The following is a 20,865-nucleotide window of genomic DNA, read 5'->3' as shown; positions in this document are numbered from 1 at the left end:
GGCTCTCGGTGCTACCTGTCAGGCGAGATCGAACCGGTCCAGCTCCATGACCTTGGTCCAGGCGGTCACAAAGTCGGCCACGAACTTGTCGCGGGCGTCCTGGCTGGCGTAGACCTCGGCGAGGGCGCGCAGCTGCGAGTTGGACCCGAAGATGAGGTCGACCGCGGTGGCGGTCCACTTCAGCTCATCGGTGGCCAGGTCGCGGATCTCGTACACGTGCTCCTCGGACTTCGACGCGCTCCACCGGGTGCCCGGGGAAAGCAGGTTGGCGAAGAAGTCGTTGGTGAGCACACCCGGCCGGTCGGTGAGCACACCGTGCCGGCTGCCGCCGACGTTGGCGCCGAGGGAACGCAGACCGCCGATGAGGACGGTCATCTCCGGCGCGGTGAGGTTGAGCATGTAGGCGCGGTCGACGAGCAGCACCTCCGGCTGGGTCTTCTCGCCGGCGCGCAGGTAATTGCGGAACCCGTCGGCACGCGGCTCCATGACCTTGAAGGACTCGACGTCGGTCTGCTCCTGGGTCGCGTCGGTACGGCCCGGCCGGAACGGCACGGTCACCTCGACGCCGGCGTCACGCGCCGCCTTCTCCACAGCGGCCGAACCGGCCAGCACGATCAGGTCGGCGAGCGAGATCTTCGCCCCGCCAGCCGCGTTGAACTCCTGCTGGATGCCCTCCAGGGCGGTCAGGACGGTCGCCAGCTGCTCGGGCTGGTTGACCTCCCAGCTGCGCTGCGGCTCGAGGCGGATGCGGGCGCCGTTGGCGCCACCGCGCTTGTCGGTGTGACGGAAGCTCGCGGCGGAGGCCCAGGCGGTGGAGACCAACTGGTCGATCGTGAGCCCGGACTCCAGAACCTTCGCCTTGAGCACGGCGATGTCGGCGTCACCCACCAGCTCGTGGTCGACGGCCGGCACCGGGTCCTGCCACAGCTGCGGCTCGGCCACCCACGGCCCGAGGAAGCGCTCGACCGGGCCCATGTCGCGGTGCAGCAGCTTGTACCACGCCTTGGCGAAGGCCAGCGCGAACTGGTCGGGGTTCTCCAGGAAGCGGCGGGAGATCTTCTCGTACTCCGGGTCGACGCGCAGCGACAGGTCGGTCGTGAGCATCGTCGGCTTGTACTTCTTCGCCGGGTCGAACGGGTCCGGGATGATCGCCTCGGCGTCCTTGGCGACCCACTGCTTCGCGCCACCGGGGCTGGTGGTGAGCTCCCACTCGTAGCCGAAGAGGATCTCGAAGAAGCGGTTGCTCCACTGCGTCGGCAGGTCGGTCCACGTCACCTCGAGACCACTGGTGATCGTGTCGCGGCCCTTGCCGCTGCCGTGGGTGCTCAGCCAACCCAGGCCCTGCGCCTCCAGCGGGGCGCCCTCGGGCTCCGGGCCCACGTGATTGTCGGCGACGCCGGCGCCGTGGGTCTTACCGAAGGTGTGACCACCGGCGATGAGGGCGACGGTCTCCTCGTCGTTCATCGCCATCCGGCGGAAGGTCTCGCGGATGAAGTGCGCCGCCGCGGCCGGGTCGGCGTTACCGCGCGGGCCCTCCGGGTTGACGTAGATGAGCCCCATCTCGGTCGAGCCGACGCCGGCCGCCATCTCCTTCTCGGAGGCGTAGCGCTCGTCGCCCAGCCAGGTGTCCTCCGGACCCCAGAAGATCTCCTCGGGCTCCCAGACGTCCTCGCGACCGAAGCCGAAGCCGAAGGTCTTGAAGCCCATCGACTCCAGGGCCACGTTGCCGGCGAGCACGAGCAGGTCGGCCCAGGAGATCTTCTGGCCGTACTTCTGCTTGACCGGCCAGAGCAGCCGGCGGGCCTTGTCCAGGTTGGCGTTGTCCGGCCAGCTGTTCAGCGGCGCGAACCGCTGACCACCGTCACCGGCGCCGCCCCGGCCGTCCTCGATGCGGTACGTGCCGGCGGCGTGCCAGCTCATCCGGATCATCAGGCCGCCGTAGTGGCCGAAGTCGGCCGGCCACCAGTCCTGCGAGGTGGTGAGCACCTCGACGATGTCGCGCTTGAGCGCCTCGACGTCGAGCTTCGCGAACTCCTTGGCGTAGCTGAAGTCCGCGCCCAGCGGGTTGCCCTTGGACGAGTGGGCGTGCAGCACCGAGAGGTCGAGCTGGTTGGGCCACCAGTCCCGGTTGGTGCGCGGACGACCGCCCGTCTTCGGGGTCGGCGAGTCGATCGCCGGGTTCTCACTCTCGCTGCCGTGCGCGGTCACCGAGTCGTGCGCGACCGGGCAGCCAGCCGCTGCCTTCTGGTCCACGCCCTGCGCACTGGTGGGGCGGTTCTCCTGGGTGTCGCTCATGTGCTTCCTTCCGAGCTTGCGGATCTCTGGGGCGTGCGTTCGGTCGCGCAGTCGGGGCAGGTGCCCCAGTAGACGACCTCCGCCTCGTCGACCACGAAACCGTGGTCACCCGAGGCGGTGAGACAGGGGGCGTGACCGACGGCGCAGTCGACGTCGGCGATCGTGCCGCAGGAGCGGCACACGACATGGTGGTGATTGTCCGCGACCCGGGACTCGTAGCGGGCGGTCGCCCCGGCGGGTTGGATGCGCCGCACCAGCCCGGCGTCGGTGAGCACGCGCAGCACGTCGTACACCGCCTGATGGGAAACCGTGGGGTGACCAGCCCGGACCAGCGAGATCACCGCCTCGGTACCGATGTGCGGGTGGTCGCGCAGCGCCGCGAGCACCGCCAACCGGGGCCGGGTCACGCGCAACGAGACAGCCCGCAGCTGCGCCTCGAAGTCGGACATCACGGGTACGAACACTAGCTCACTTTTTTGGAACGAATCAAGTTTTGGGCCTACCCGAGGTAGCCCAACGGCGGACGATTCACCCGAGGTTAACCTTCGGGGGAAGAAAAAGCGGTCAGCCATGTCGAGAAGTCCCGACCGGCTCCGTCCCCGGGGTGAACGTGACCACGATGGGTCGCAGCCAGCTTCAAGGAGCATCACGATGGCCAAGTACCTGCTGCTCAAGCACTACCGGGGCGGTCCGGTGGCGGTGCACGACGTGCCGATGGACCAGTGGACGCCGGCGGAGATCTCCGCCCACATGCAGTACATGCGCGACTTCGCGACCCGACTCGAGGCAACCGGCGAGTTCGTCGACGGCCAGGCACTCGCCCCGGAGGGGACGTTCGTCCGGTACGACGGTCCGGGCCGCCCGCCGGTCACCGACGGCCCCTTCGCCGAGACCAAGGATCTCATCGCCGGCTGGATGGTGATCGACGTCGACAGCTACGACCGGGCCGTCGAGCTGGCCGGGGAGCTGTCGGCCGCTCCCGGTGCCGGCGGGAAGCCGATTCACGAGTGGCTGGAGCTGCGCCCGTTCCTGAGCGAGCCGCCGACCATCACGGAGTGACCGCTCCGATGGACGAGACGCTGCTGCGCAGCCTCACGCCGAGCGTCATCGGGATCCTCGTCCGCCGCGGAATCGACTTCGCGGCGGCCGAGGACGCCGTGCAGGACGCCCTGATCGAGGCGGTCCGCGTCTGGCCGGTCGACCCGCCGCGCGACCCGAAGGGCTGGCTGACCACTGTGGCGTGGCGGCGGTTCCTCGACGCGGCCCGAGCCGACGCCGCCCGCCGTCGACGTGAGGATCTCGTCGACGAGGAGCCGGCGCCGGGGCCTGCCTTCACCGTGGACGACACCCTTGCGCTCTACTTCCTCTGCGCCCACCCGTCGCTGACGGCGTCGTCGGCGGTGGCGCTCACGCTGCGCGCCGTCGGCGGCTTGACCACCCGCCAGATCGCGCACGCCTATCTGGTGCCCGAGGCGACCGTGGCGCAGCGCATCAGCCGGGCGAAACGCACCGTCTCCGGGCTGCGGTTCGACCGACCCGGCGACGTCGCCACCGTGCTGCGCGTTCTCTACCTTGTCTTCAACGAGGGCTACTCCGGTGACGTGGACCTCGCCGCCGAGGCCATCCGGCTCACCCGACAGCTCGCGGCCACGATCGACCACCCCGAAGTGGCGGGGCTGCTCGCCCTCATGCTGTTGCACCACGCCCGGCGCGCCGCCCGTACCGCGCCCGACGGCAGCCTCGTGCCCCTCGCCGAGCAGGACCGCAGCCGCTGGGACACCCGGCTGATCGCCGAGGGCGTCGAGATCCTGCAGGCGGCCCTGGCCCGCGACCAACTGGGCGAGTTCCAGGCCCAGGCCGCCATCGCGGCGCTGCACGCCGACGCGCCCACCGCCGCGGAGACCGACTGGGTGCAGATCGTGGAGTGGTACGACGAACTCGTGCGCCTGACCGACAGCCCGGTCGTCCGACTCAACCGGGCGGTGGCGGTCGGTGAGGCCGACGGTCCCCGGGCCGGCCTGAGGGCTCTCGCGGCGGTGGACGACACACTGCCCCGGTACACGGCGGTGGCGGCGTACCTGCACGAGCGCGACGGCGACCCGGCGACGGCGGCGCGGCGGTACGCCGAAGCAGCCCGGCAGGCCCCCAACCTCGCCGAGCGCGACCACCTGACCCGTCAGGCCGCCCGGCTCAACGCGCTCGGGCGTCGCTGACCGGTCGCACCACGGGCCGACTGCGCGCCATGTGCCACTGCCGGCGCAGGGCGGTCCGGAAAGTCTCCGGAAGTTTCAGCGATCTTCCGCCGAGCCCTCACTCCGCCATTGTGAACGTCCGATGACTCCCCTGCGCTCTGATCGACTACTGACCTGGATGAATGTGGGATCAACGACGACAGCCGTGTTGCCATTCTGTTTCCGAAAATTGTTGACAAGCCGAGGACCGGTCAATACGGTCGCCATCGACGGCGCTCAATCGTCGTCAGCACCAACCACCACGACCCACTTCTCCGGTCGTCGTGCAGGACGACCGGCCCCACCACCAGAGCGGTATGACGCCCGTGGCCCTTACCCGACCACCGGCAGCCTGCCGAGGCGTACCGCGCCGCTGGCCCCCGCCAGCCGTCACGAGGAGGCAACAGTTCCATGACCGACACCAGCCACACCAGACCGAGGAATCGCGGCCGTATGCGGTTGCTCCTCGGCGCCGCATGCACCGCCGTCCTGGCCGTCGCCGGCACGATGACGGCCACGAATGCGTACGCCGAGGCCGACCGGACGCTCACCTCGAACCTCACCGGCACGCACAACGGGTACTACTTCTCGTTCTGGAAGGACAGCGGCAACGCCAGCATGACGCTGCGCGCCGACGGCCGCTACACCAGCAGTTGGGACAGGAGCACCAACAACTGGGTCGGCGGCAAGGGTTGGGCCACCGGCAACCGACGGACGGTCAGCTACTCGGGCAGCTACAACCCGGGCAACAACAACACCTACCTCGCCCTGTACGGATGGACCCGCAACCCGCTCATCGAGTACTACGTGGTGGAGAACTTCGGCAGCTACAACCCGAGCAGCGGCGCCCAGCGGTTGGGCACGGTCACCACCGACGGCGGCACCTACGACATTCTCCGCAGCCAGCGGGTCAACGCCCCGTCGATCGACGGCACCCAGACGTTCTACCAGTACTGGAGCGTCCGTCAGCAGAAGCGCTCGAGCGGCACCATCACCACCGCCAACCACTTCGACGCCTGGGCCCGCGCCGGCCTGAACCTCGGCAACCACAGCTACCAGATCATGGCCACCGAGGGTTACCAGAGCAGCGGCAGCTCCGACATCACCGTCCGGGAGGGCGGTAGCGGCAACCCGACGTCCGGGCCCACCACCGGTAACCCGGGGACCGGCAACTGCACCGCGACGCTCTCCGCCGGTCAGCAGTGGGGTGACCGGTTCAACCTCAATGTCGCGGTCAGCGGCACCAACAACTGGGTCGTCAGCCTCGGCCTCGGTGGCGGCCAGAGCATCCAGAACAGCTGGAACGCCGCAGTGAACGGCAACAGCGGCACTGTCACCGCGACGCCGAACGGCAACGGCAACAACTTCGGTGTGACGATCATGGCCAACGGCAACTGGACCTGGCCGACGGTCACCTGCCGTACCAGTTGACGCCGAGCATCATCTGACACCGCCTCTGGCGTGGCGGCCTCGGCCGTCACGCCAGAGGCGGTGCCGCGCCAGAGGTGGATGCCACGCCTCGACGGTCCTGACGGGCGCGCCCCGGCCGTGACAGTCGCCGCCGTCAGCTAGACCGGCGGCGCGGCGTTCTCGCCGGCCACCGTCTCCCGCTCCGATGACTCCTCGGTGTCGTCCGATTCCTCGGTGTCGGCCGCTGGTGCCTCGGTCGGTGCCACCGTCGCGGGCGCCGTTGTTCCACGGGTCGGCTCCGTCGTCGGCTCCGCATCGGGGCTCTCGGAGGTGGTGGGTTCGGGCGCGTCCGACGTGTTCGGACTGGACGGTGTCGGTCGGCCCGTCGCTCCCTCGCCCGCCGAACGGCTGGCCGTCGGTGATCCGGGTGCGCGGACCGGTATGCCCGCTGAACCGCGGGTTCCCGGTTCACCGCCGCCGGCACCGGGGCCGGGTTCCTGCCGCGAGGGCACCGTTGGCGACACCGAGGATGGCGCTCCGGGAGGCGTCGACGATCGCCCTGCCGGGCCCGGCATCATGCCGGTGGGATCGGCGAACACCAGGACGGCAGCCGCGGCGGCCATCGATCCGAGAAGCACCGCGAGCACCTTCGGCCCGGGACCTCCCGACCGCTGCGCCGCGCCGCCGGCAACCGAGGGCCGGGCCTGGGAGTGCTCGACCGCCGCCGCGATCGGCGCGCCGACGGCCGTCCGCACCAACTGGTCGGACGGCTCCGCGAGCGTCTGCGCGGCAGTGGCCATCGCCGCCGCCGTCGGGAAACGGCGGGTCGGCTCCTTGGCCATCGCGGTGGCGACCAGGTGCTGGACCGCCGCCGGAACGTCCTCCGGCAGCGCCGGTGGCTCCTCCTCGAGATGCCGCAGCGCCACGGCGACGGCGTGCTCGCCCTGGTGCGGGGGCCTACCGGCGAGGCAGTGGTAGACGACGGCACCGAGCGCGTAGATGTCGATCGCCGAGGTGGTCTCGTTCCTGGTGATCTGCTCGGGGGCCATGTAGTGGGCGGTGCCGACGACCTGGTTCGTACCGGTCAGGCTCGCCGCTTCCGGCGTCGCCGCGACGCCGAAGTCGACGAGTACGACGTGCCCGTCCGGCTCGATGATCAGGTTGCTGGGTTTCACGTCCCGGTGCACGAGGCCGGCGTCGTGTGCGGCCTGAAGCGCACGGGCGGTCTGCGCGGCGACCGACATCGTCTCGGCCACCCCCAACCGGCCGACCTCGGCGATCCGCTCCGACAGGGGTTGTCCCTGCACACATTCCATCACGATGTACGCGAGGACCGGCGCGTCGGCCTGGGACACCTCCCCGTAGTCGTAGACCTGGGCCACGCCGGGGTGACGCAGGGCCGCCATGGCCCGCGCCTCGCGGCGGAAGCGCTCGCCGAAGCCGGCGTCGGCGACCAGTCGAGATTGCAGCATCTTGACCGCTACGCAGCGGTTCAGGGTGTCGTCGACCGCCCGCCAGACGTCACCCATCCCACCGCTGGCGATGCTCTCGACCAGGCGGTAACGGCCTCCGATGACTTGCCCCACGCTCGGCATGACACGTTCGGTACCCCGGACTGCGCGATCTCAAGCACCGCGACGTCGCCTCGGGTGGTGGTGCCGCGTCGGGAAGCACCGTCAGCGCCGACGGTGGGGCGCCGGCCCCGCCGTTTCCGGCAGGGCCGGCTCAACCGGGCCGGGTCAGCTGTTCAGCCTGGCCAGCAGGGCGGTGGCCATGCCCTGCTCACCCCGGGCGTTGGGGTGGAACGGTGCGGCCGAGTTCTGCGGCACCAGACCCTCGACCCACCGGGTGCCGCTGCTCTTGCACGCGTCGCGGCCGATCGACGGGGTGTAGACATCGGCGTAGGTGGCGCCGTTGGCGCTCGCGACGTTGGCCAGCATGGCGTTGAGCGACTTCTCGATGCCACGCAGGTACGGCACATCCTGGTAGGCGATCGGGACGACCGGCCAGCAGCCGTAACCGGTGTCCGGCAGGATCGCCGGGTACCCGAGTACCACGACCCGCGCGCTCGGAGCGGCCCGCCGGACCGCCTGCAGCACGGCGGTGACCTTCGGCGTGGCGGCGGCGATCCGCGCCTGCAACTGGTCTACCCCTCCGGCGGTGTACCGGTTCTTGCACGGCGAGCCGAGCGGGCTGCTGACGCTCGCCTCCGCACAGTCGCCGATGATGCCGGAGAAGCCGATGTCGTTGCCGCCGATCTGCACCGTCACCAGCGAGGTGTTCGAGGTGACCGCGTTGAGCTGCGGCGGCAGCGTGATGCCCAGTGCGCCATCACCGCCGTAGAGGATGTCGTCGGTGGTGGCTCCGGAGCAGCTCACGTCGGCGAACGACGACGAGCCGGCGGACGCCGCCACCAGCGACGGGTAGTTGCGGTTGGAGCGCAGACAGTTGAGGTCGACCTGGGTGGGGATCAACGGACCTGAGGTGTACGAGTCGCCCAGCGCGACGTAGCGGCCGGTGGGCACGGCCGCGCTGGCGGGTGTGGCGACGGTGAGCAGCACACCGGCGGTGGCGAGGGCGAGGGCGGCCAACCGGGTGGCTGCCCTCATCAGGGGCAGGCGGGGACGGGTCATGGAGGCTCCCAGGAGGGATCAGGGGTGGTGGTGCCCGAGATCCTGTCGCCGCCGACCGCCGCCGTCAATATCGATAGACCTCACTAAACACTCGTCCGGAGTGTGGGATGAATCGGTAGCCGTCAATCCAGCGGTGCATACCATTGGGCACCGGTGACCCGAATCCGCCGGGACTGCTTACGGTTCCACTCCACCCGCATGCCGTGCTTGCGGAGCACCGGAAACGCGATCTCGTCCAGCAGTCGTTCCAGGTCGGCCTGGTAGCTGGCCTGCTGCTCGGCCTCCGACAGGGCGGCATAGGCGACCTCGTCGAAGTCGGCCGCGGGATAGACGCCGTAGCCGAGGTAGACCTCGCCGTCCTCGCTCCCGATCAGCGACTCCGTGTCCTGCTGGTGGTACCAGAGGAACCCGTGCCAGTGGCGGGAGTCGTCCCGCTCGTCGTGGATCTCGGCGCTCGCGCACGTGCCGCAGCAACTGAAGTCTTCCCGGGCCAACACCCCCAGCTCATTGAGCTCGGCGAAGGCACGGGTGAGGTTGCCGCGCACCTCACCCCACCCGCGCTGCTGCTCCCGCCGAACCGCCAACGCCGCCTCGTACGCCGCCCTGAGCTCGTCGTCAGTGGCACCGCACCGCTCGTCGGGGTCGTCGAAGACGTCGACGAACTCGTCCGGGTCGCTCTCACCCCGCACCACCCAACCCCACAGCTCGTCGTCGACGGCGGTGCGGCCCGGCTCGGGGACCCGATCGGTGAGGAACCTGACGCCCTCGGGGCGGTCGTTGTACGTCCACTCAGTCACGACGAGATCTTCACACGGGCGTACGACGACCCCGGTCCGCGAGCGGCCGGCCCCGAAACGCCCTAGTTGCCGGCCGGCACCTGGTCCTTGACCTCGTCGTAACCGACCGGCGTCGGCGCCGTGCCCGGGGCGTAGATCACGCGCAGGACGCCGGTCGGGAACGCCTCCGAAGCCACCAGCCGCAGGTGGTACGCCGTGTCGCCGTCGTCGAACAGCCTACGGCCCTTGCGCGCGGCCACCGGGTGCACCAGCAGGCGCAGCTCGTCGACCAGGCCCGCCGCCAGCAGTTGCTGCACCACCGAGATCGACCCCGGGATGAGGATGCCCCGGACGCCGACATCGGCCTTGAGCGCGCTGACGGCGTCGAGGAGGTCCCCGTTGATCAGCTCCGAGTTGCGCCAGGAGAACTCCAGCGGTTGACGCGACACGACGACCTTGCGCATGTCGCCGAGTTGCTTGGCGAACGGTGCGTCGTCGCCACCGGCGGCCTCCCGGTCGGGCCAGGCCCCGGCGAAGCTGTCGTACGTCTCGCGGCCGATGAGCAGCACGTCGGCGGCGTCGTAGTCCTCGGTGACGGCGCGCCCCATGTTCTCGTCGAAGTACGGGAAGTGCCAGTCAGGGTCGATTTCGGCCACGCCGTCGGCCGAGATGAACAGCGTGGAAATGACCTTTGCCATCGCGGGGGATCCCTTCGCGTCGGTGATGTCGACCGGCGCATCGTCCCAAACTCGTCGACCACCGACAGGCCCGGTGACGCGTGTCGTATCCCGCCTTTTGTCAGGCGGACGTCACGGGAGCCAGCCAATGCCACGTTTCGAGCAGCTTCGACTGCCCCAACCCGTTCGTCCTCTCCACGACCTCGTCATCGCTTCGGAGGTATCCGGCGGACGCGGCGACCCGCTGCGAGGGCACATTGCCCTGCACGATGCTCAGCCGCAGTCGGCTGAAACCGAGTTCCTGATGACAGAACGCCGTCATCAACCGCAGCGAACGCGACGCCATCCCCCGGCCGCGGTGCGCCGGGCCGATGGCGTACCCGAGCACCCCGATCGCCACGTGCAGCGCGACGAGGCCGAGCGGCTCCCCGCCGTGGCGCGTCACGGCCAGGTCGACGACGCCCTGCGCGCGGCGCCGCCGGATTCTGCTGAGAAAGGCGTCCGCGTCGAACGGCGAGGGGATGTCGGTGTTCGCGGCCATGTCCGGCGCGTCGAAGAGACCCGGCAGGTACGGCAGATCCGCGTCGAGCCAGTCGCGCAGCACGATCCCCTCCCCCTTCACAACGAGAGGGAAGGCGGTGGGATCGACCGCCGGCGACGTCGTGGATTCGCAGCTCACGCGCCATCTTTGCACGGGTGTCGCACCGTCCGGAACGGCGGCAACTGACCGGGTGCAGGTCGCGAGGGGTGCACCGCACTCGGCGTGGCGCGGGCGGGCTCGGCGTGTTGCCGAGCCCGCCCGTTCCCGGTCAGTCGAGCGTGATCAACCGTGTCAGCGCTGCAGCGTCAGCAGACCCGGCCGGTACGGCAGCAGACCGTAGTCACCACCCGAGTTCGGCGACCGACCCTGGTACAGCAGTTGCAGGTTGCAGGCGTTCACGGTCATCGTCTGGTCAGCGCTGGTCCGCAACAACTCACCGTGGCTGATGTCGTTGGTCCAGGTCGCGCCACTGTTCGCCTTACCCGCGAACGGGTTGCTCTCACTGGTGGCCTGCGGCGTCCACGAACCACCCAGGCTGGTGGCCGTGAACGACCGGAAGTAGCGGCCCTGCGACCCGATCGCCTCCACGATCATGAGGTACTTGTTCAGGCCCTGCAGCTTGTAGACCTGCACCGCCTCGAACAGGTTGTTCGTCGTGTCACTCATGATCGTCGTGTAGTTCGACCCGAAACTGCCCGGGAAGTTCCCGATCGGCATACTCGCCCGGTAGATCTTCCCGTTGTCACCGGCGAAGAACAGATACATGTTCTGACTGTCACCGATCACCGCCTGATCGATCGGCCCCGTACCCGAACCCGTGATACTCCCACTGAACAACGTCTGCGGCGACGACCACCCATTCGGGTTCGTCGGATCCGACGACGTCCGGTACGAGAACGCCGGCCCACCCCACTGATACGCCAACACCCAGATGTTGCGCGGCGCGAAGTAGAACAACGACGGCGCCACCGTCGCCGAATTCATCGCGTTCTGACTCGCCGAACCCATCTGCGAGTAATTCGAGAACAACCCGAAGTTCATCGAACCCCACCTGGTCCCGGTGTCGTGGGTGGTGGCGTACACGAGCTGCTGACCGTTGTACGGAGCGACGGTGAAGTCCTTCAACGACACCCAACCCGACCTCGGCTGCGCCAACGCACCAGTCGACGACCACCGGTACGTCGACGGCAGGTCACACGTCTGGCTCGGCGGTGGAGTCGTCGGCGGCGGGTCGGTGGGTGGCGGGGTGGTCGGGGGCGGGGTGGTCGTGCCACCGGTGCAGGTGACGCCGTTGAGAGCGAAGCTCGTCGGGTTCGGGTTGCTGCTCGTCCACGAGCCGTTGAACCCGAACGACACCGTGCCGTTGGTCGGGACCGACCCGTTGTAGCTCACGTTCCTCGCCGTCACCGCCGACCCGCTCTGCGTCAGCGACGTGTTCCAGGCCTGCGTCACCGTCTGCCCGGCACCGTAGGACCAGGTCAACGTCCAACTGGTCAGCGGATCACCCAGGTTGGTGATCGCCACGTTGGCGCCGAAGCCGCCCTGCCACTGCGACGACACGGCGTAGCTCACCGAACAACCCTCGGCTGCGGCACCGGCCGGCAGCGCGGCGACGACTGTCGACGACAGCAGTAAACCGACGCCGGCCACAACCAGACCGGCATTGGTGGCTCTGGATCTGGCCATATTGCACCCTCCTCACGGGACGGCGGCCTACCCGGTGGTGGTTATCAATGCTCAACGACTGATTGTGAGCGTTAACAGGCCGCGTCGGGTATGTTACGGGAGCGCTCCCATACCATCAACAACATCTATGCCTGCTTCTCGTTCACCGTCGACTTTCCCGCTGCTGCCACCGAGCCGGAGCGACGCTCCTCAGCGGACAGTGAGGGTGAGCACCCCGAACTGGCCGCTGCGCTGCACGTAGTGCGGCAGATAGAACTTCCACGTCACCGTCAGCTCGCGCCCGGCCCGCATCGAGGCCGGCACCTCGGCGACCATCTCGAACACCGCGTTGCCGCCGGCCGGGATCTGCGTGAGCGCGCGGCAGTTCAGCCGGTACAGCTGGGCCGAGTTGACCGCGTCGTTCGTCGCGTCGCCGAGCGAGAACCGCTCCATCAGGTAGGCGGGGCAGGGGTCCAACGCGAGGGGACCGTCGGTCGGGTTGCCGAGCGTCACCTGGAAGGAGACCCGCGACCCGGCGGCGGCGGTTGGCGGCCCCTGGACGGCGACGGTGAGCTGGTCGAGCGGCGAGGACGAGGGCTCCGACACCGCCACCGGCTCGGTGAACCCACTGGCGGACAACGTCGCCCGGGCACGGGGATTGACCCCCTCCCCCTGCGGACAGCCCGGGCGCTCATCGGCGGTGACCGGCGCGCGCAGGGTGCCCCCGTCGTGCGGCAGCTCGATCGCGAGCTCCAACAGCCCGAGGGGCTGGCAGAACGGCCCGGACCAGTCCAGGCGCAGGCTGGCGTGGCCACCGGGCGGTACGGCAACGACCCGGGTGCGGCCCTCCTCGTTGATGCCGTGGGTGTAGAGCATCGGGACCTCGCGGCCGCCCATGAGCATCGTGGTGGGCACCTCGCCCTGCAGCGTGCACTCCTCCTTCGACGAGTTCCGCACGTCCACCTCGCCGATGAGCTTGCCGATGGCAGCGTCGAAGCCGCGCGGCTTCTCACCGCCGGTGCCCGGCCGGGTCCAACTGGTGAGCCGGCCGGTCAGCTGCTCCGCGCGGCACGGCTCGCTGCCGCTGGCCGGCCTCCTCGGCTCGGCGGGGCGGCCGTTGAGGTCCTCGTCGGTGATCTTCAGGTCGGCCCAGGGGACGCTGCCGTCGGCGAGCAGTTCGGTGGGCACCGGCTCCGCCACCGTCGGGTCCGGCTGCCCCGGCCGGGCGTTCGGCTCGGCGCAGGCCACCGCTGTGGCGAGAACGATCAGCAGTGGCACAAGTAGTCGACGCATGCCGTCACCCTCCCCCGAACGACCGCACCGGGACCTGAGTAGCCGGGCTCAGTAATGGTCACTCCGCGGTGGGCGCGGGCGACTCGACGATGGACACGGCAGTGCCGAGCTCGACGGTACGGGAGACGGTGCACAACCGGTCGTGCGACTGCTGCAGCGACCGGGGCAGCGCCGCCCGGGCCTGGTCGCCGTCCGCGCCCTCCGGGAACGTCACGGTGAACTCGACCCGCAGGTTCTTCATCCGGTTGCCGCCCGCCTCATCGCGGATCTTGTCACCGGTGACGGCGACGGTGAACCCGGTCGGCTCCGCGCGGCGGCTGGTGATGTGGTCCACGTCCACAGCGGCGCAGCCGCCGATGGCGGCCAACAGCAGCTCCACCGGCGTGAAACTGCCGTCCTCGCCCGTGCCCAGCGACACCGACCCGCCCCGGACGTTCCGCACGACGTAGTTGCCCAGGCTGGTGCGCTCGATCGCCACCGAGCGAAAGGTGTCCTCAGTCATGGCTGAAACCTACCGGCATCCGTGATCAGGAGTACGTGAGATGCACCGTCATCCCGGCATCGGCGTGCGCCAGGTTGTGGCAGTGGTTGGCCCACATCCCGGGGTTGTCGGCCCGGAACGCCACCTTCCACACCTCGCCGGGACGGACGTCGAACGAGTCCAGCCACAGCGGGCTGCCGGCCGCCGGCTCCCCGTCGCGGGCCAGCACGAGGACGTGGTGGCCGTGCAGGTGCCACGGGTGCACCACCTGCGACCGGTTGACGATGGTGAACAGCACGACGTCACCCAGGCGTACGACCTGCGGTGGGATGTCCGGGTCGGCCGCGCCGTTGACGGTGTGGGCGTAACGCGGCAGCAATCCGCGCAGGTCGAGGCCGCGGTCGAGAACGAGGGTGAACGTCCGGTCGAACCGGGGCCACGGCACCGCTGCGGTAGCGCCGTAGCCGAACGGATCGAGCACCGGCCAGGCGCCGGTCGCCGTCGACACCGGGCCGGTCGAGTAGACCGCCCGCCCGTCGACGAACAGCGACACCGGGGTCGCCGGCGCGTTGAAGACCAGGTCGTAGCGGCCCCCGGCGGGGATCAGCACGGCGGTGTCCACCAGCGGTGTCGGGCCCCGCAGGTCGACGCCGTCGATCGCGGCCACCAGGAACGCGGTCCCCGCCAGGGCGTACCGGTGCGTGGTGCTGTCGGTGTTGATCAGCCGCAACCGCACCGGCACGCCGGCCTCCACCCGCTGCACTGTCGGCGCGGGCAGCGGACGCCCGGCCAGGGTGTGCACCGGCACTGTGACGTCGAGGCCGCTCACCGGCCCCGGTCGCACCACCAGCACACCGTAGAGACCCATCCGGACGCCGACATCGGAGGCCGAGTGCGTGTGGTACCAGTACGTTCCGGCCTGGTCGGCGCGGAACCGGTAGACGAACTCCTGCCCGGGCCGCACCGCCGCCTGGGTCACGCCGGGCACCCCGTCCTGATCGTTCGGCACGTCGTACCCGTGCCAGTGCAGCGTGACGCCGCGCCCGATGTCCCGGTTGCGCAGCGTCACCTCCAGGATGTCGCCGACGGTGGCGGTCAACTCCGGTCCGGGTACCTGCGCGTTGAACGCCCACGCCGCCACGTCCCGGCCGCCCGCGTTCACCGTGGCGGTTCCGGCCGTCAGCGTGAACCGTCTGGTGGGTTCGGCGGAGATCCGGGCCGCCGCCGGAAGGCCATGTTCGTGCGGTACGTCGGGCGCGGCCTCCGGGGCGACGGTCAGCCCGGTTCCGGTGACCAGCGCCGCGACCGCCACCACGACCGCCACCCGGGACACCGGCCGCGACGGGCGCGCGCCGAGGGCACGCCCCGAGATCACCGTCGCCGCGACGACCCCGGCGACCGCGAGCAGCCCCGCCCCCGCCGACGCCGGATAGCCGTGCAGGATCGTCACGAGCAGGGCGCTGCCCGTGGCGTACCCGGCGAAAAGGAGCGGAACCGCGACGGCCCGGACGTCACCCGCGGCCCGCAACAGCCACGGACCGGCGACGGCCACCGCCGCGAGCGACAGGGGTGCGGCGATGAGGACCTTCTCCGCGGCGAACCACCAGCCGGCGCGAGCCAGGGCGGTGATCGTGATCGCGCGGGCGAGCGTCGCGACCAGCGCGACCGCCGCCAGTCCCAGCGCGAGCGGGCGACGTCGCGCGACGGACGCGGCACCAGCACCCAACCAGGCGCCGGCCGCGAGGACCGCGATCACGAGGTCGACCGCGAGCAACGATCCGGTGTTCACGCCGGCTCCACTTCCCGGGCGGGCAGCCCGGCCTCGGCCGGCACCAGGCCGGCCAGCTTCCGGGCCGCCCGGTGGACGCCGACCACGACGTGCACCGCGATGATTCCGTTGAGCGCGTGCAGCCCGCCGATGGTGAGGCCGAGTGGAGTGCTCACGCCCGACGCGTCAGCGAACGCGTTGGCGAGCATGGCGATGAGCGGTTGGAGGACGACGAGGCCGACCGGCAGCACCGCCAGCCCGATGAGCCGTCCCGGCGCCTTCGCCAGGGCGGCGATCAGGACGGTGAGCAGTGTGAGAACCGGGATGACCGCCATGCCGTTGACGCTGTGCAACGCGTACGCGCCGTCACCGGCCGGTTTCGTGAACCCGCCCACCGCGGCGAAGATGAACTGAAGGGCGAACGCGACGAGCGTCAGCGCGCTGATGATGACGAGAGCCTTGCGCATGGAATACCTCCTAGAGGTGCGCCGAGGCCAGGGCCTGGGCGACGTGATCGGTGGCAGTGATCGCCCCGTACGCGACCAACCGCACGAGGTCGGCGTCGGCCGGGTGGGAGAGCCGCCACAACGCGACGTCGCCCGGGCTGATCGCGCTGGGGGCGAACGCCGCCAGCAAGGCGATCCGCGTCCCGATGCGGTCCGTGCCCGGCACGTCCCGCACCAGATCGACGGCCCAGTCCGCGGGCCGGGCCGGGAACCGCCCGTCCTCCCAGCGCACCGTCGCCGTGACGGTCTCGCGCGCCATCTCGCCCAGCAGCTCCCCACCGCGGTTGGCGGCGTCGCGCAACGACGCGTAGGCGACACCCACCGGGCTGTCCCCCGCCCAGGCCGGCGCCCCCGTGGCGTCGGCGTCGAGCAGCGGGAGGCTCCGGCCGGGTTCCTTCGGCTCCCGGGCCGCCCTGGCGTAGAGCCGGCCCCCGACCGAGCGCATCAGTGGGGATCGTTGCAGGCCGCCGGGGAGCAGATCGGGGTCGAGCAACGCCGAGACGACCCGGTTGATGAAGTGGAACACCAGCAGGGTGCCGGTGATCTCCACCCGGTACGGGCTGGTCCAGTCGGTGGCTCTGGGGCTGCGGCTGGCCTGTGCCCACTCGACGAGCCGGGCGTGTCCCGGCTCGGGTGGCGTCTCACCCCGGGCAACGGCCTCGGCGAGCTTCGACGCGCCCAGCGCGTGCAGCAGCAGCACGTGGGCGTCGAGGCAGAACTGACAGCGGTTGGCCCGGGACACGGCGGTCGCGACGAGTTCCCGCTCGACCCGGGACGCGTCGCCGGCGAGCAGCGCCTCCCGCATCAACGCCCAGGTCGCGGCCAGCACCTCCGGCACCGCCGACAGCGCCTGGAAGGTCGGCAACGGCCCGAGGAAGTCGTCGCGCAACTGTTGGTAGACCGCCGCGGTGAGGCCGGTGGCCGCCCTCGTCGGCGTGGGGGTGAAGAAGCGGTATGTCATGGGTTCGATGCTTGTTCCGCCGGGCCGGGAAAGCGTCGTTCCGGCGCAGACACTTGCCGGGTCGCCGATACCGCGCCCGTGGTACGCGGCAGGTACCACGCGCGCGGGATGCTGCACCGGCGGCGGCCGTTCTACAGTGCGACAATGCGCCGTGACCTCCCGTACGCCCTCGGCGGTCTCGCCCTCGGCGTCCTCCTGCTCGGCAACGCCGCGCTCACCCCGGACGCCGCGACGGTCGAGGTGCTCGACGTCGCCCTGATCCTGGCCATGGCGGTGGCCCTGGCAGCGTGCCGGCGCTACCCGGTGGTGGCGCTGGGCGTGGTCACCGTCGCCATGCTGGCCGTTCACCTGCGGGTGCACCCCGGGGTGTCCGCCGCGTTCCCCGTCCTCGGCGCGGTGTACCTCGCCGCCTGGCGGGGGCACCGGTCGGCCGCCGTCGTGGCCAGCCTCGCCTTCCTCGGTGGCTTCCTGGCCCGCGACGTCTCGGTGGCGCCGCCCGGCCAACCGGGGCAGGTGATCCTCGAGCGGACGGCCCTGCTGTTCGGCTGGTTCGTGGCGGCCAACGTCGCCGGGCTGGTGGGGCGGCAGCGTCGGGCGTACCTGGAGCAGGTCGAGCAGCGGGCGGTCGAAGCCGAACGCACCCGCGAGGAGATGGCGTTGCGGCGTGCCGGGGAGGAGCGCCTGCGCATCGCCCGCGACCTGCACGACTCACTGACCCACAGCATCTCGGTGATCAAGGTGCAGGCCGGGATCGCCGTGCACCTGGCCCGCAAACACGGCGAGGCGCCGTCGGCCGCCCTGCTGGCGATCCAGGAGGCCAGCGGCGCTGCCATGCGGGAACTCCGGACCACCCTCGACGTCCTGCGCGCGCCCACCGACGCCGATCGCGTCGGACTGGCCCGGGTGGAGGAGCTGGCCGAGCGGACCCGGGCTGTCGGCGTACCGGTGCAGGTGACCGTCACCGGTCAGCGTGGGGACCTGCCCGACGAGGTCGACCAGGCCGGATACCGGGTCATCCAGGAGGCACTGACCAACGTGGCCCGCCACGCCGGCCCCGCGACCGCGCACATCCAGGTGGAGTACGCCCCGGCGGGGCTCACCGTCGCGGTCACCGACGACGGTCGGGCGTCACCGGGCGAGCCGCTGACCCCGGGCGTGGGTTTGCGCGGCATGCGGGAGCGGGTCAGCGCGCTGGGCGGCACCCTGCGGGCCGCCGCGCACGACGATCACGGGTTCACGGTGCGGGCCACCTTCCCGTTTGACGGCCCGTGACCGGCCGACCGAGGCAGGCCGGAGCGCGCCGCTCTTGTCGGCTGCGGAGGCCGGGATGATCCGGGTGCTGCTCGTCGACGACCAGGCGCTGATGCGGGCCGGCTTCCGGGCACTGCTCGACGCCGAGGACCACCTGGAGGTCGTCGGCGAGGCGACCGACGGCAGCTCGGCCGTCCACCTGTCGCGAAGCCTGCGCCCGGACGTCGTCCTGATGGACGTGCAGATGCCGGGTCTCGACGGCATCGAGGCCACCCGGCGCATCGCCGCCGATCCCGACCTCGCCGGCATCCGGGTTCTCATCCTGACCAACTACGGGCTCGACTCGTACGTCTTCGCCGCCCTGCGCGCGGGCGCCAGCGGTTTCCTCCTCAAGGACGCCGACCCCGCCGACCTGCTGCACGCCGTCGCCGTCGTCGCGCGCGGGGACGCGCTGCTCGCGCCGACCGTCACCCGCACGCTGATCAGTGAGTTCGTGGCCGGTCCACCGCCGGCCGAGCCGACGGCCGGCCGCGACGTGCTGACCGCCCGGGAGCAGGAGATCGTCGAGCTGGTCGCCCGTGGGCTGACCAACGACGAGATCGCCGCGCGCATGGTGATCAGTCCGCTGACCGCCAAGACACACGTCAACCGGGCGATGACCAAGCTGCACTGCCGCGACCGGGCCCAACTGGTCGTGTGGGCGTACGAGTCGGGGCTGATCACGCCACGTCGCCGGTGAGCGCCGTCGCGGACAGCGGAGTCGATCAACACCCTTGGCGACGCCGGGAAGAGGCGACGCACTAGCATTGCCGCCGTCCGCGACGGCTCTGCTGAATCGAGGCGACATGCGTTGGCTCCGTCGGTTGCTGGGCGGTAGGCGGGTCCAGCTCGACCCGGGACGCCAGCAGGCGCTGCTGCACGACGTCCAGTCCCGGTACGGCTCCCACGCGCGGATCCGGTTCAACGACCAGGTCGAGGCGCTCACCGGTTCGCTGGACAGCGACGACGGCCTGGTGGTGGCGACCCGGATCGTGAGTCAGGTCGCCGACGAGGCCCATGTGGACCTCCAGGCCCAGGCCCAGGAGATCCACCGGCGAACGGGCCGGCGGCTGCTGGTGCACCGCCGTAACTACCGGCCGCTGTGGAAGGAGGCGGGCCCGGCCCTGCGCTGGCCGCTGTTCGCGCTGCCGTGCGGCTTCCACCCGTACGCGCAGGTGGCCGCCGCCGTCACGGTGGTCGGCAGCCGGGCGCCCCGGCTCGACCGGGTGACCGACCCGAACCCGTTGCTGACCCGCGTGTTCGAGGTGCTCGACCTCACCACCTCCGGCTGGGAGTACGGCCGGGTGCGGGTGGACACCGACGCCGCCGCCCTGGCCGACCGACTGATCTCCAGCGCCGGGCGGGTTCTCGTGGCCATGGACGACCCGCCGCGACTGCCACCTGCCGTCCGTGAGCTGATGCGCCGCAACAACACCGTCGCCGTGCACGATCCGGCCGGTCCACGGACGGTCGGCGGGATCAACCTGGGTGCGCGGATGCGGGAGGAGTTCCTGGTCTGACCGCCCGGCGGTGCTATCGCTCGGGGCGTCGGCGCGCGAGGTGCACGACGATGTCGGCGCAGAGCTCGACCGTCTCGGGCAGGATCTGCTCGATCTGGCGGAAGAGCTGCCCCTGCGCCTCGGTCGGCAGTTCGAGGTACGCCGAGACCGTCGACAGGTAGCCGACGTAGTCGCGCGCGCTCATCGTCAGACGCCGCTCGATCACGCTCTGCTGGACGTCGGTGAACCATTCGGAGCGGCGCAGTTCGGTGCCCGGCCACTGCATGGCATCTTCCGGGGGCGTGCCGTCGGGAGACGGGATCTCGTCGCTGTCCAGGAACGGTGCCCGGACGGCGCGGACGGCGTCCGCCACGGCCGGGTCAGCCAGCTGGACTGGCCCGCCGAACGAGGCGAACACGCCGCCTGGTTCCAGCAGCGCTGCCATTCGCGGCCAGCGACCCTCCGGTCTCGTCCAGTGCAGTGCCGCCGCCACGTAGACCAGGTCGTACCTTGCCGCGCCCGGCCGCAGGTCCTCGAACGCGGCAGGTACGGTCCGGACGTCGGCGGGCACGTGCTGGCGCAGTTCGGCGAGCATGGCCCCGTCCGGCTCGGTCGCGGTGACCGTGACCTCCCGGGCGGTGAACAGCCGGGTCGCCTTGCCGGTGCCGGCACCGATTTCCAGGGCCGAACGGATCGGCCGACCCGCGTACGTCGAGACCAGGTCGACAAGCTCGACGGGGTACCCCGGTCGGTACCGCTCGTATCGTTTCGCCACCATCCCGAAGCTCAGCGCCCGAGCAGACATGCCGACGATCCTGTCACGACTCGTGTCGGCGGTG

Annotated in this window: 20 protein-coding genes; 6 read left to right on the top strand and 14 right to left on the bottom strand. The window is 70.7% G+C overall.

Annotated features, from left to right (window positions below):
• Window positions 1-18: 18 nt before the first annotated feature.
• Both katG and QSK15_RS30325 read right to left on the bottom strand, forming a co-directional pair.
• Window positions 19-2,295, bottom strand: a complete 2,277-nt coding sequence (gene katG, locus QSK15_RS30330; RefSeq protein WP_285797461.1) for a catalase/peroxidase HPI — start codon at window positions 2,293-2,295, stop codon at window positions 19-21.
• Window positions 2,292-2,747, bottom strand: a complete 456-nt coding sequence (locus QSK15_RS30325; protein ID WP_285797609.1) for a Fur family transcriptional regulator — start codon at window positions 2,745-2,747, stop codon at window positions 2,292-2,294. Before QSK15_RS30325 ends, katG begins: the two co-directional genes overlap by 4 nt.
• Window positions 2,748-2,946: 199 nt before the next feature.
• Between QSK15_RS30325 and QSK15_RS30320 the strand changes: the two genes are divergently transcribed.
• From QSK15_RS30320 to QSK15_RS30310, 3 genes are all read left to right on the top strand, one after another.
• Entirely contained in the window at window positions 2,947-3,354 is a 408-nt protein-coding gene (locus tag QSK15_RS30320; protein WP_285797460.1) for a YciI family protein, read from the top strand.
• Between the two features lie 8 nt (window positions 3,355-3,362).
• Complete coding sequence (locus QSK15_RS30315; RefSeq protein ID WP_285797608.1) at window positions 3,363-4,508, top strand: RNA polymerase sigma factor; 1,146 nt, start codon at window positions 3,363-3,365, stop codon at window positions 4,506-4,508.
• Window positions 4,509-4,937: 429 nt separating this feature from the next.
• On the top strand, window positions 4,938-5,957 hold the full coding sequence (locus QSK15_RS30310) for a glycoside hydrolase family 11 protein (RefSeq protein ID WP_285797459.1): 1,020 nt from the start codon (window positions 4,938-4,940) through the stop codon (window positions 5,955-5,957).
• Between the two features lie 137 nt (window positions 5,958-6,094).
• Here the strand turns inward: QSK15_RS30310 and QSK15_RS30305 are convergent, their stop codons facing one another.
• From QSK15_RS30305 to QSK15_RS30255, 11 genes are all read right to left on the bottom strand, one after another.
• Window positions 6,095-7,522, bottom strand: a complete 1,428-nt coding sequence (locus tag QSK15_RS30305; protein ID WP_285797458.1) for a serine/threonine-protein kinase — start codon at window positions 7,520-7,522, stop codon at window positions 6,095-6,097.
• A gap of 153 nt (window positions 7,523-7,675) precedes the next feature.
• Window positions 7,676-8,569 (bottom strand): SGNH/GDSL hydrolase family protein, encoded by an 894-nt coding sequence (locus tag QSK15_RS30300; RefSeq protein ID WP_285797457.1) that lies wholly within the window; start codon window positions 8,567-8,569, stop codon window positions 7,676-7,678.
• A gap of 122 nt (window positions 8,570-8,691) precedes the next feature.
• Entirely contained in the window at window positions 8,692-9,366 is a 675-nt protein-coding gene (locus tag QSK15_RS30295; RefSeq protein ID WP_285797456.1) for a DUF6891 domain-containing protein, read from the bottom strand.
• 62 nt (window positions 9,367-9,428) lie between these two features.
• Window positions 9,429-10,043: a dihydrofolate reductase family protein gene (locus tag QSK15_RS30290; RefSeq protein WP_285797455.1), complete on the bottom strand. Its 615-nt coding sequence runs from the start codon at window positions 10,041-10,043 to the stop codon at window positions 9,429-9,431.
• Between the two features lie 100 nt (window positions 10,044-10,143).
• Entirely contained in the window at window positions 10,144-10,626 is a 483-nt protein-coding gene (locus tag QSK15_RS30285) for a GNAT family N-acetyltransferase (RefSeq protein ID WP_285797454.1), read from the bottom strand.
• Window positions 10,627-10,854: 228 nt separating this feature from the next.
• Entirely contained in the window at window positions 10,855-12,249 is a 1,395-nt protein-coding gene (locus QSK15_RS30280) for a glycoside hydrolase family 62 protein (RefSeq protein WP_285797453.1), read from the bottom strand.
• Window positions 12,250-12,438: 189 nt separating this feature from the next.
• Window positions 12,439-13,521, bottom strand: coding sequence for a hypothetical protein (locus QSK15_RS30275; RefSeq protein WP_285797452.1), 1,083 nt, complete (start codon window positions 13,519-13,521; stop codon window positions 12,439-12,441).
• A gap of 58 nt (window positions 13,522-13,579) precedes the next feature.
• A complete protein-coding gene (locus QSK15_RS30270) occupies window positions 13,580-14,023 on the bottom strand; it encodes an OsmC family protein (protein ID WP_285797451.1) in 444 nt (147 codons plus the stop codon).
• 25 nt (window positions 14,024-14,048) lie between these two features.
• Window positions 14,049-15,791, bottom strand: coding sequence for a multicopper oxidase family protein (locus QSK15_RS30265; protein ID WP_285797450.1), 1,743 nt, complete (start codon window positions 15,789-15,791; stop codon window positions 14,049-14,051).
• Window positions 15,788-16,237 carry a DUF6220 domain-containing protein gene (locus QSK15_RS30260; RefSeq protein ID WP_285797449.1) on the bottom strand — a complete coding sequence of 150 codons (450 nt, stop codon included), beginning with the start codon at window positions 16,235-16,237 and terminating at the stop codon, window positions 15,788-15,790. Before QSK15_RS30260 ends, QSK15_RS30265 begins: the two co-directional genes overlap by 4 nt.
• Before the next feature lie 10 nt (window positions 16,238-16,247).
• A complete protein-coding gene (locus QSK15_RS30255; RefSeq protein ID WP_285797448.1) occupies window positions 16,248-17,237 on the bottom strand; it encodes a carboxymuconolactone decarboxylase family protein in 990 nt (329 codons plus the stop codon).
• Between the two features lie 144 nt (window positions 17,238-17,381).
• Between QSK15_RS30255 and QSK15_RS30250 the strand changes: the two genes are divergently transcribed.
• The 3 genes from QSK15_RS30250 (at window position 17,382) to QSK15_RS30240 (ending at window position 20,047) form a co-directional block, all read left to right on the top strand.
• A complete protein-coding gene (locus tag QSK15_RS30250; RefSeq protein ID WP_285797447.1) occupies window positions 17,382-18,509 on the top strand; it encodes a sensor histidine kinase in 1,128 nt (375 codons plus the stop codon).
• Between the two features lie 55 nt (window positions 18,510-18,564).
• Complete coding sequence (locus tag QSK15_RS30245) at window positions 18,565-19,227, top strand: response regulator (protein ID WP_285797446.1); 663 nt, start codon at window positions 18,565-18,567, stop codon at window positions 19,225-19,227.
• A 106-nt stretch (window positions 19,228-19,333) separates the two neighbouring features.
• On the top strand, window positions 19,334-20,047 hold the full coding sequence (locus QSK15_RS30240; RefSeq protein WP_030328233.1) for a hypothetical protein: 714 nt from the start codon (window positions 19,334-19,336) through the stop codon (window positions 20,045-20,047).
• A gap of 13 nt (window positions 20,048-20,060) precedes the next feature.
• On the opposite strand, the gene QSK15_RS30235 is transcribed toward QSK15_RS30240, so the two are convergent.
• Window positions 20,061-20,831, bottom strand: coding sequence for a class I SAM-dependent methyltransferase (locus QSK15_RS30235; protein ID WP_285797445.1), 771 nt, complete (start codon window positions 20,829-20,831; stop codon window positions 20,061-20,063).
• Between the last annotated feature and the right edge of the window lie 34 nt (window positions 20,832-20,865).

The organism is Micromonospora sp. NBRC 107095 (assembly GCF_030269705.1).
Classification (GTDB): Bacteria; Actinomycetota; Actinomycetes; order Mycobacteriales; family Micromonosporaceae; genus Micromonospora; species Micromonospora parva.
This window is presented reverse-complemented; position numbering and strand designations above follow the sequence as displayed.

Bases quoted from the DNA above. Each gene is read 5' to 3' on its own strand.
- katG (WP_285797461.1), bottom strand. From the start codon at position 2,295: ATGAGCGACACCCAGGAGAACCGCCCCACCAGTGCGCAGGGCGTGGAC.
- QSK15_RS30320 (WP_285797460.1), top strand. From the start codon at position 2,947: ATGGCCAAGTACCTGCTGCTCAAGCACTACCGGGGCGGTCCGGTGGCG.
- QSK15_RS30315 (WP_285797608.1), top strand. From the start codon at position 3,363: ATGGACGAGACGCTGCTGCGCAGCCTCACGCCGAGCGTCATCGGGATC.
- QSK15_RS30310 (WP_285797459.1), top strand. From the start codon at position 4,938: ATGACCGACACCAGCCACACCAGACCGAGGAATCGCGGCCGTATGCGG.
- QSK15_RS30300 (WP_285797457.1), bottom strand. From the start codon at position 8,569: ATGACCCGTCCCCGCCTGCCCCTGATGAGGGCAGCCACCCGGTTGGCC.
- QSK15_RS30290 (WP_285797455.1), bottom strand. From the start codon at position 10,043: ATGGCAAAGGTCATTTCCACGCTGTTCATCTCGGCCGACGGCGTGGCC.
- QSK15_RS30280 (WP_285797453.1), bottom strand. From the start codon at position 12,249: ATGGCCAGATCCAGAGCCACCAATGCCGGTCTGGTTGTGGCCGGCGTC.
- QSK15_RS30275 (WP_285797452.1), bottom strand. From the start codon at position 13,521: ATGCGTCGACTACTTGTGCCACTGCTGATCGTTCTCGCCACAGCGGTG.
- QSK15_RS30270 (WP_285797451.1), bottom strand. From the start codon at position 14,023: ATGACTGAGGACACCTTTCGCTCGGTGGCGATCGAGCGCACCAGCCTG.
- QSK15_RS30260 (WP_285797449.1), bottom strand. From the start codon at position 16,237: ATGCGCAAGGCTCTCGTCATCATCAGCGCGCTGACGCTCGTCGCGTTC.
- QSK15_RS30255 (WP_285797448.1), bottom strand. From the start codon at position 17,237: ATGACATACCGCTTCTTCACCCCCACGCCGACGAGGGCGGCCACCGGC.
- QSK15_RS30250 (WP_285797447.1), top strand. From the start codon at position 17,382: ATGCGCCGTGACCTCCCGTACGCCCTCGGCGGTCTCGCCCTCGGCGTC.
- QSK15_RS30245 (WP_285797446.1), top strand. From the start codon at position 18,565: ATGATCCGGGTGCTGCTCGTCGACGACCAGGCGCTGATGCGGGCCGGC.
- QSK15_RS30240 (WP_030328233.1), top strand. From the start codon at position 19,334: ATGCGTTGGCTCCGTCGGTTGCTGGGCGGTAGGCGGGTCCAGCTCGAC.
- QSK15_RS30235 (WP_285797445.1), bottom strand. From the start codon at position 20,831: ATGTCTGCTCGGGCGCTGAGCTTCGGGATGGTGGCGAAACGATACGAG.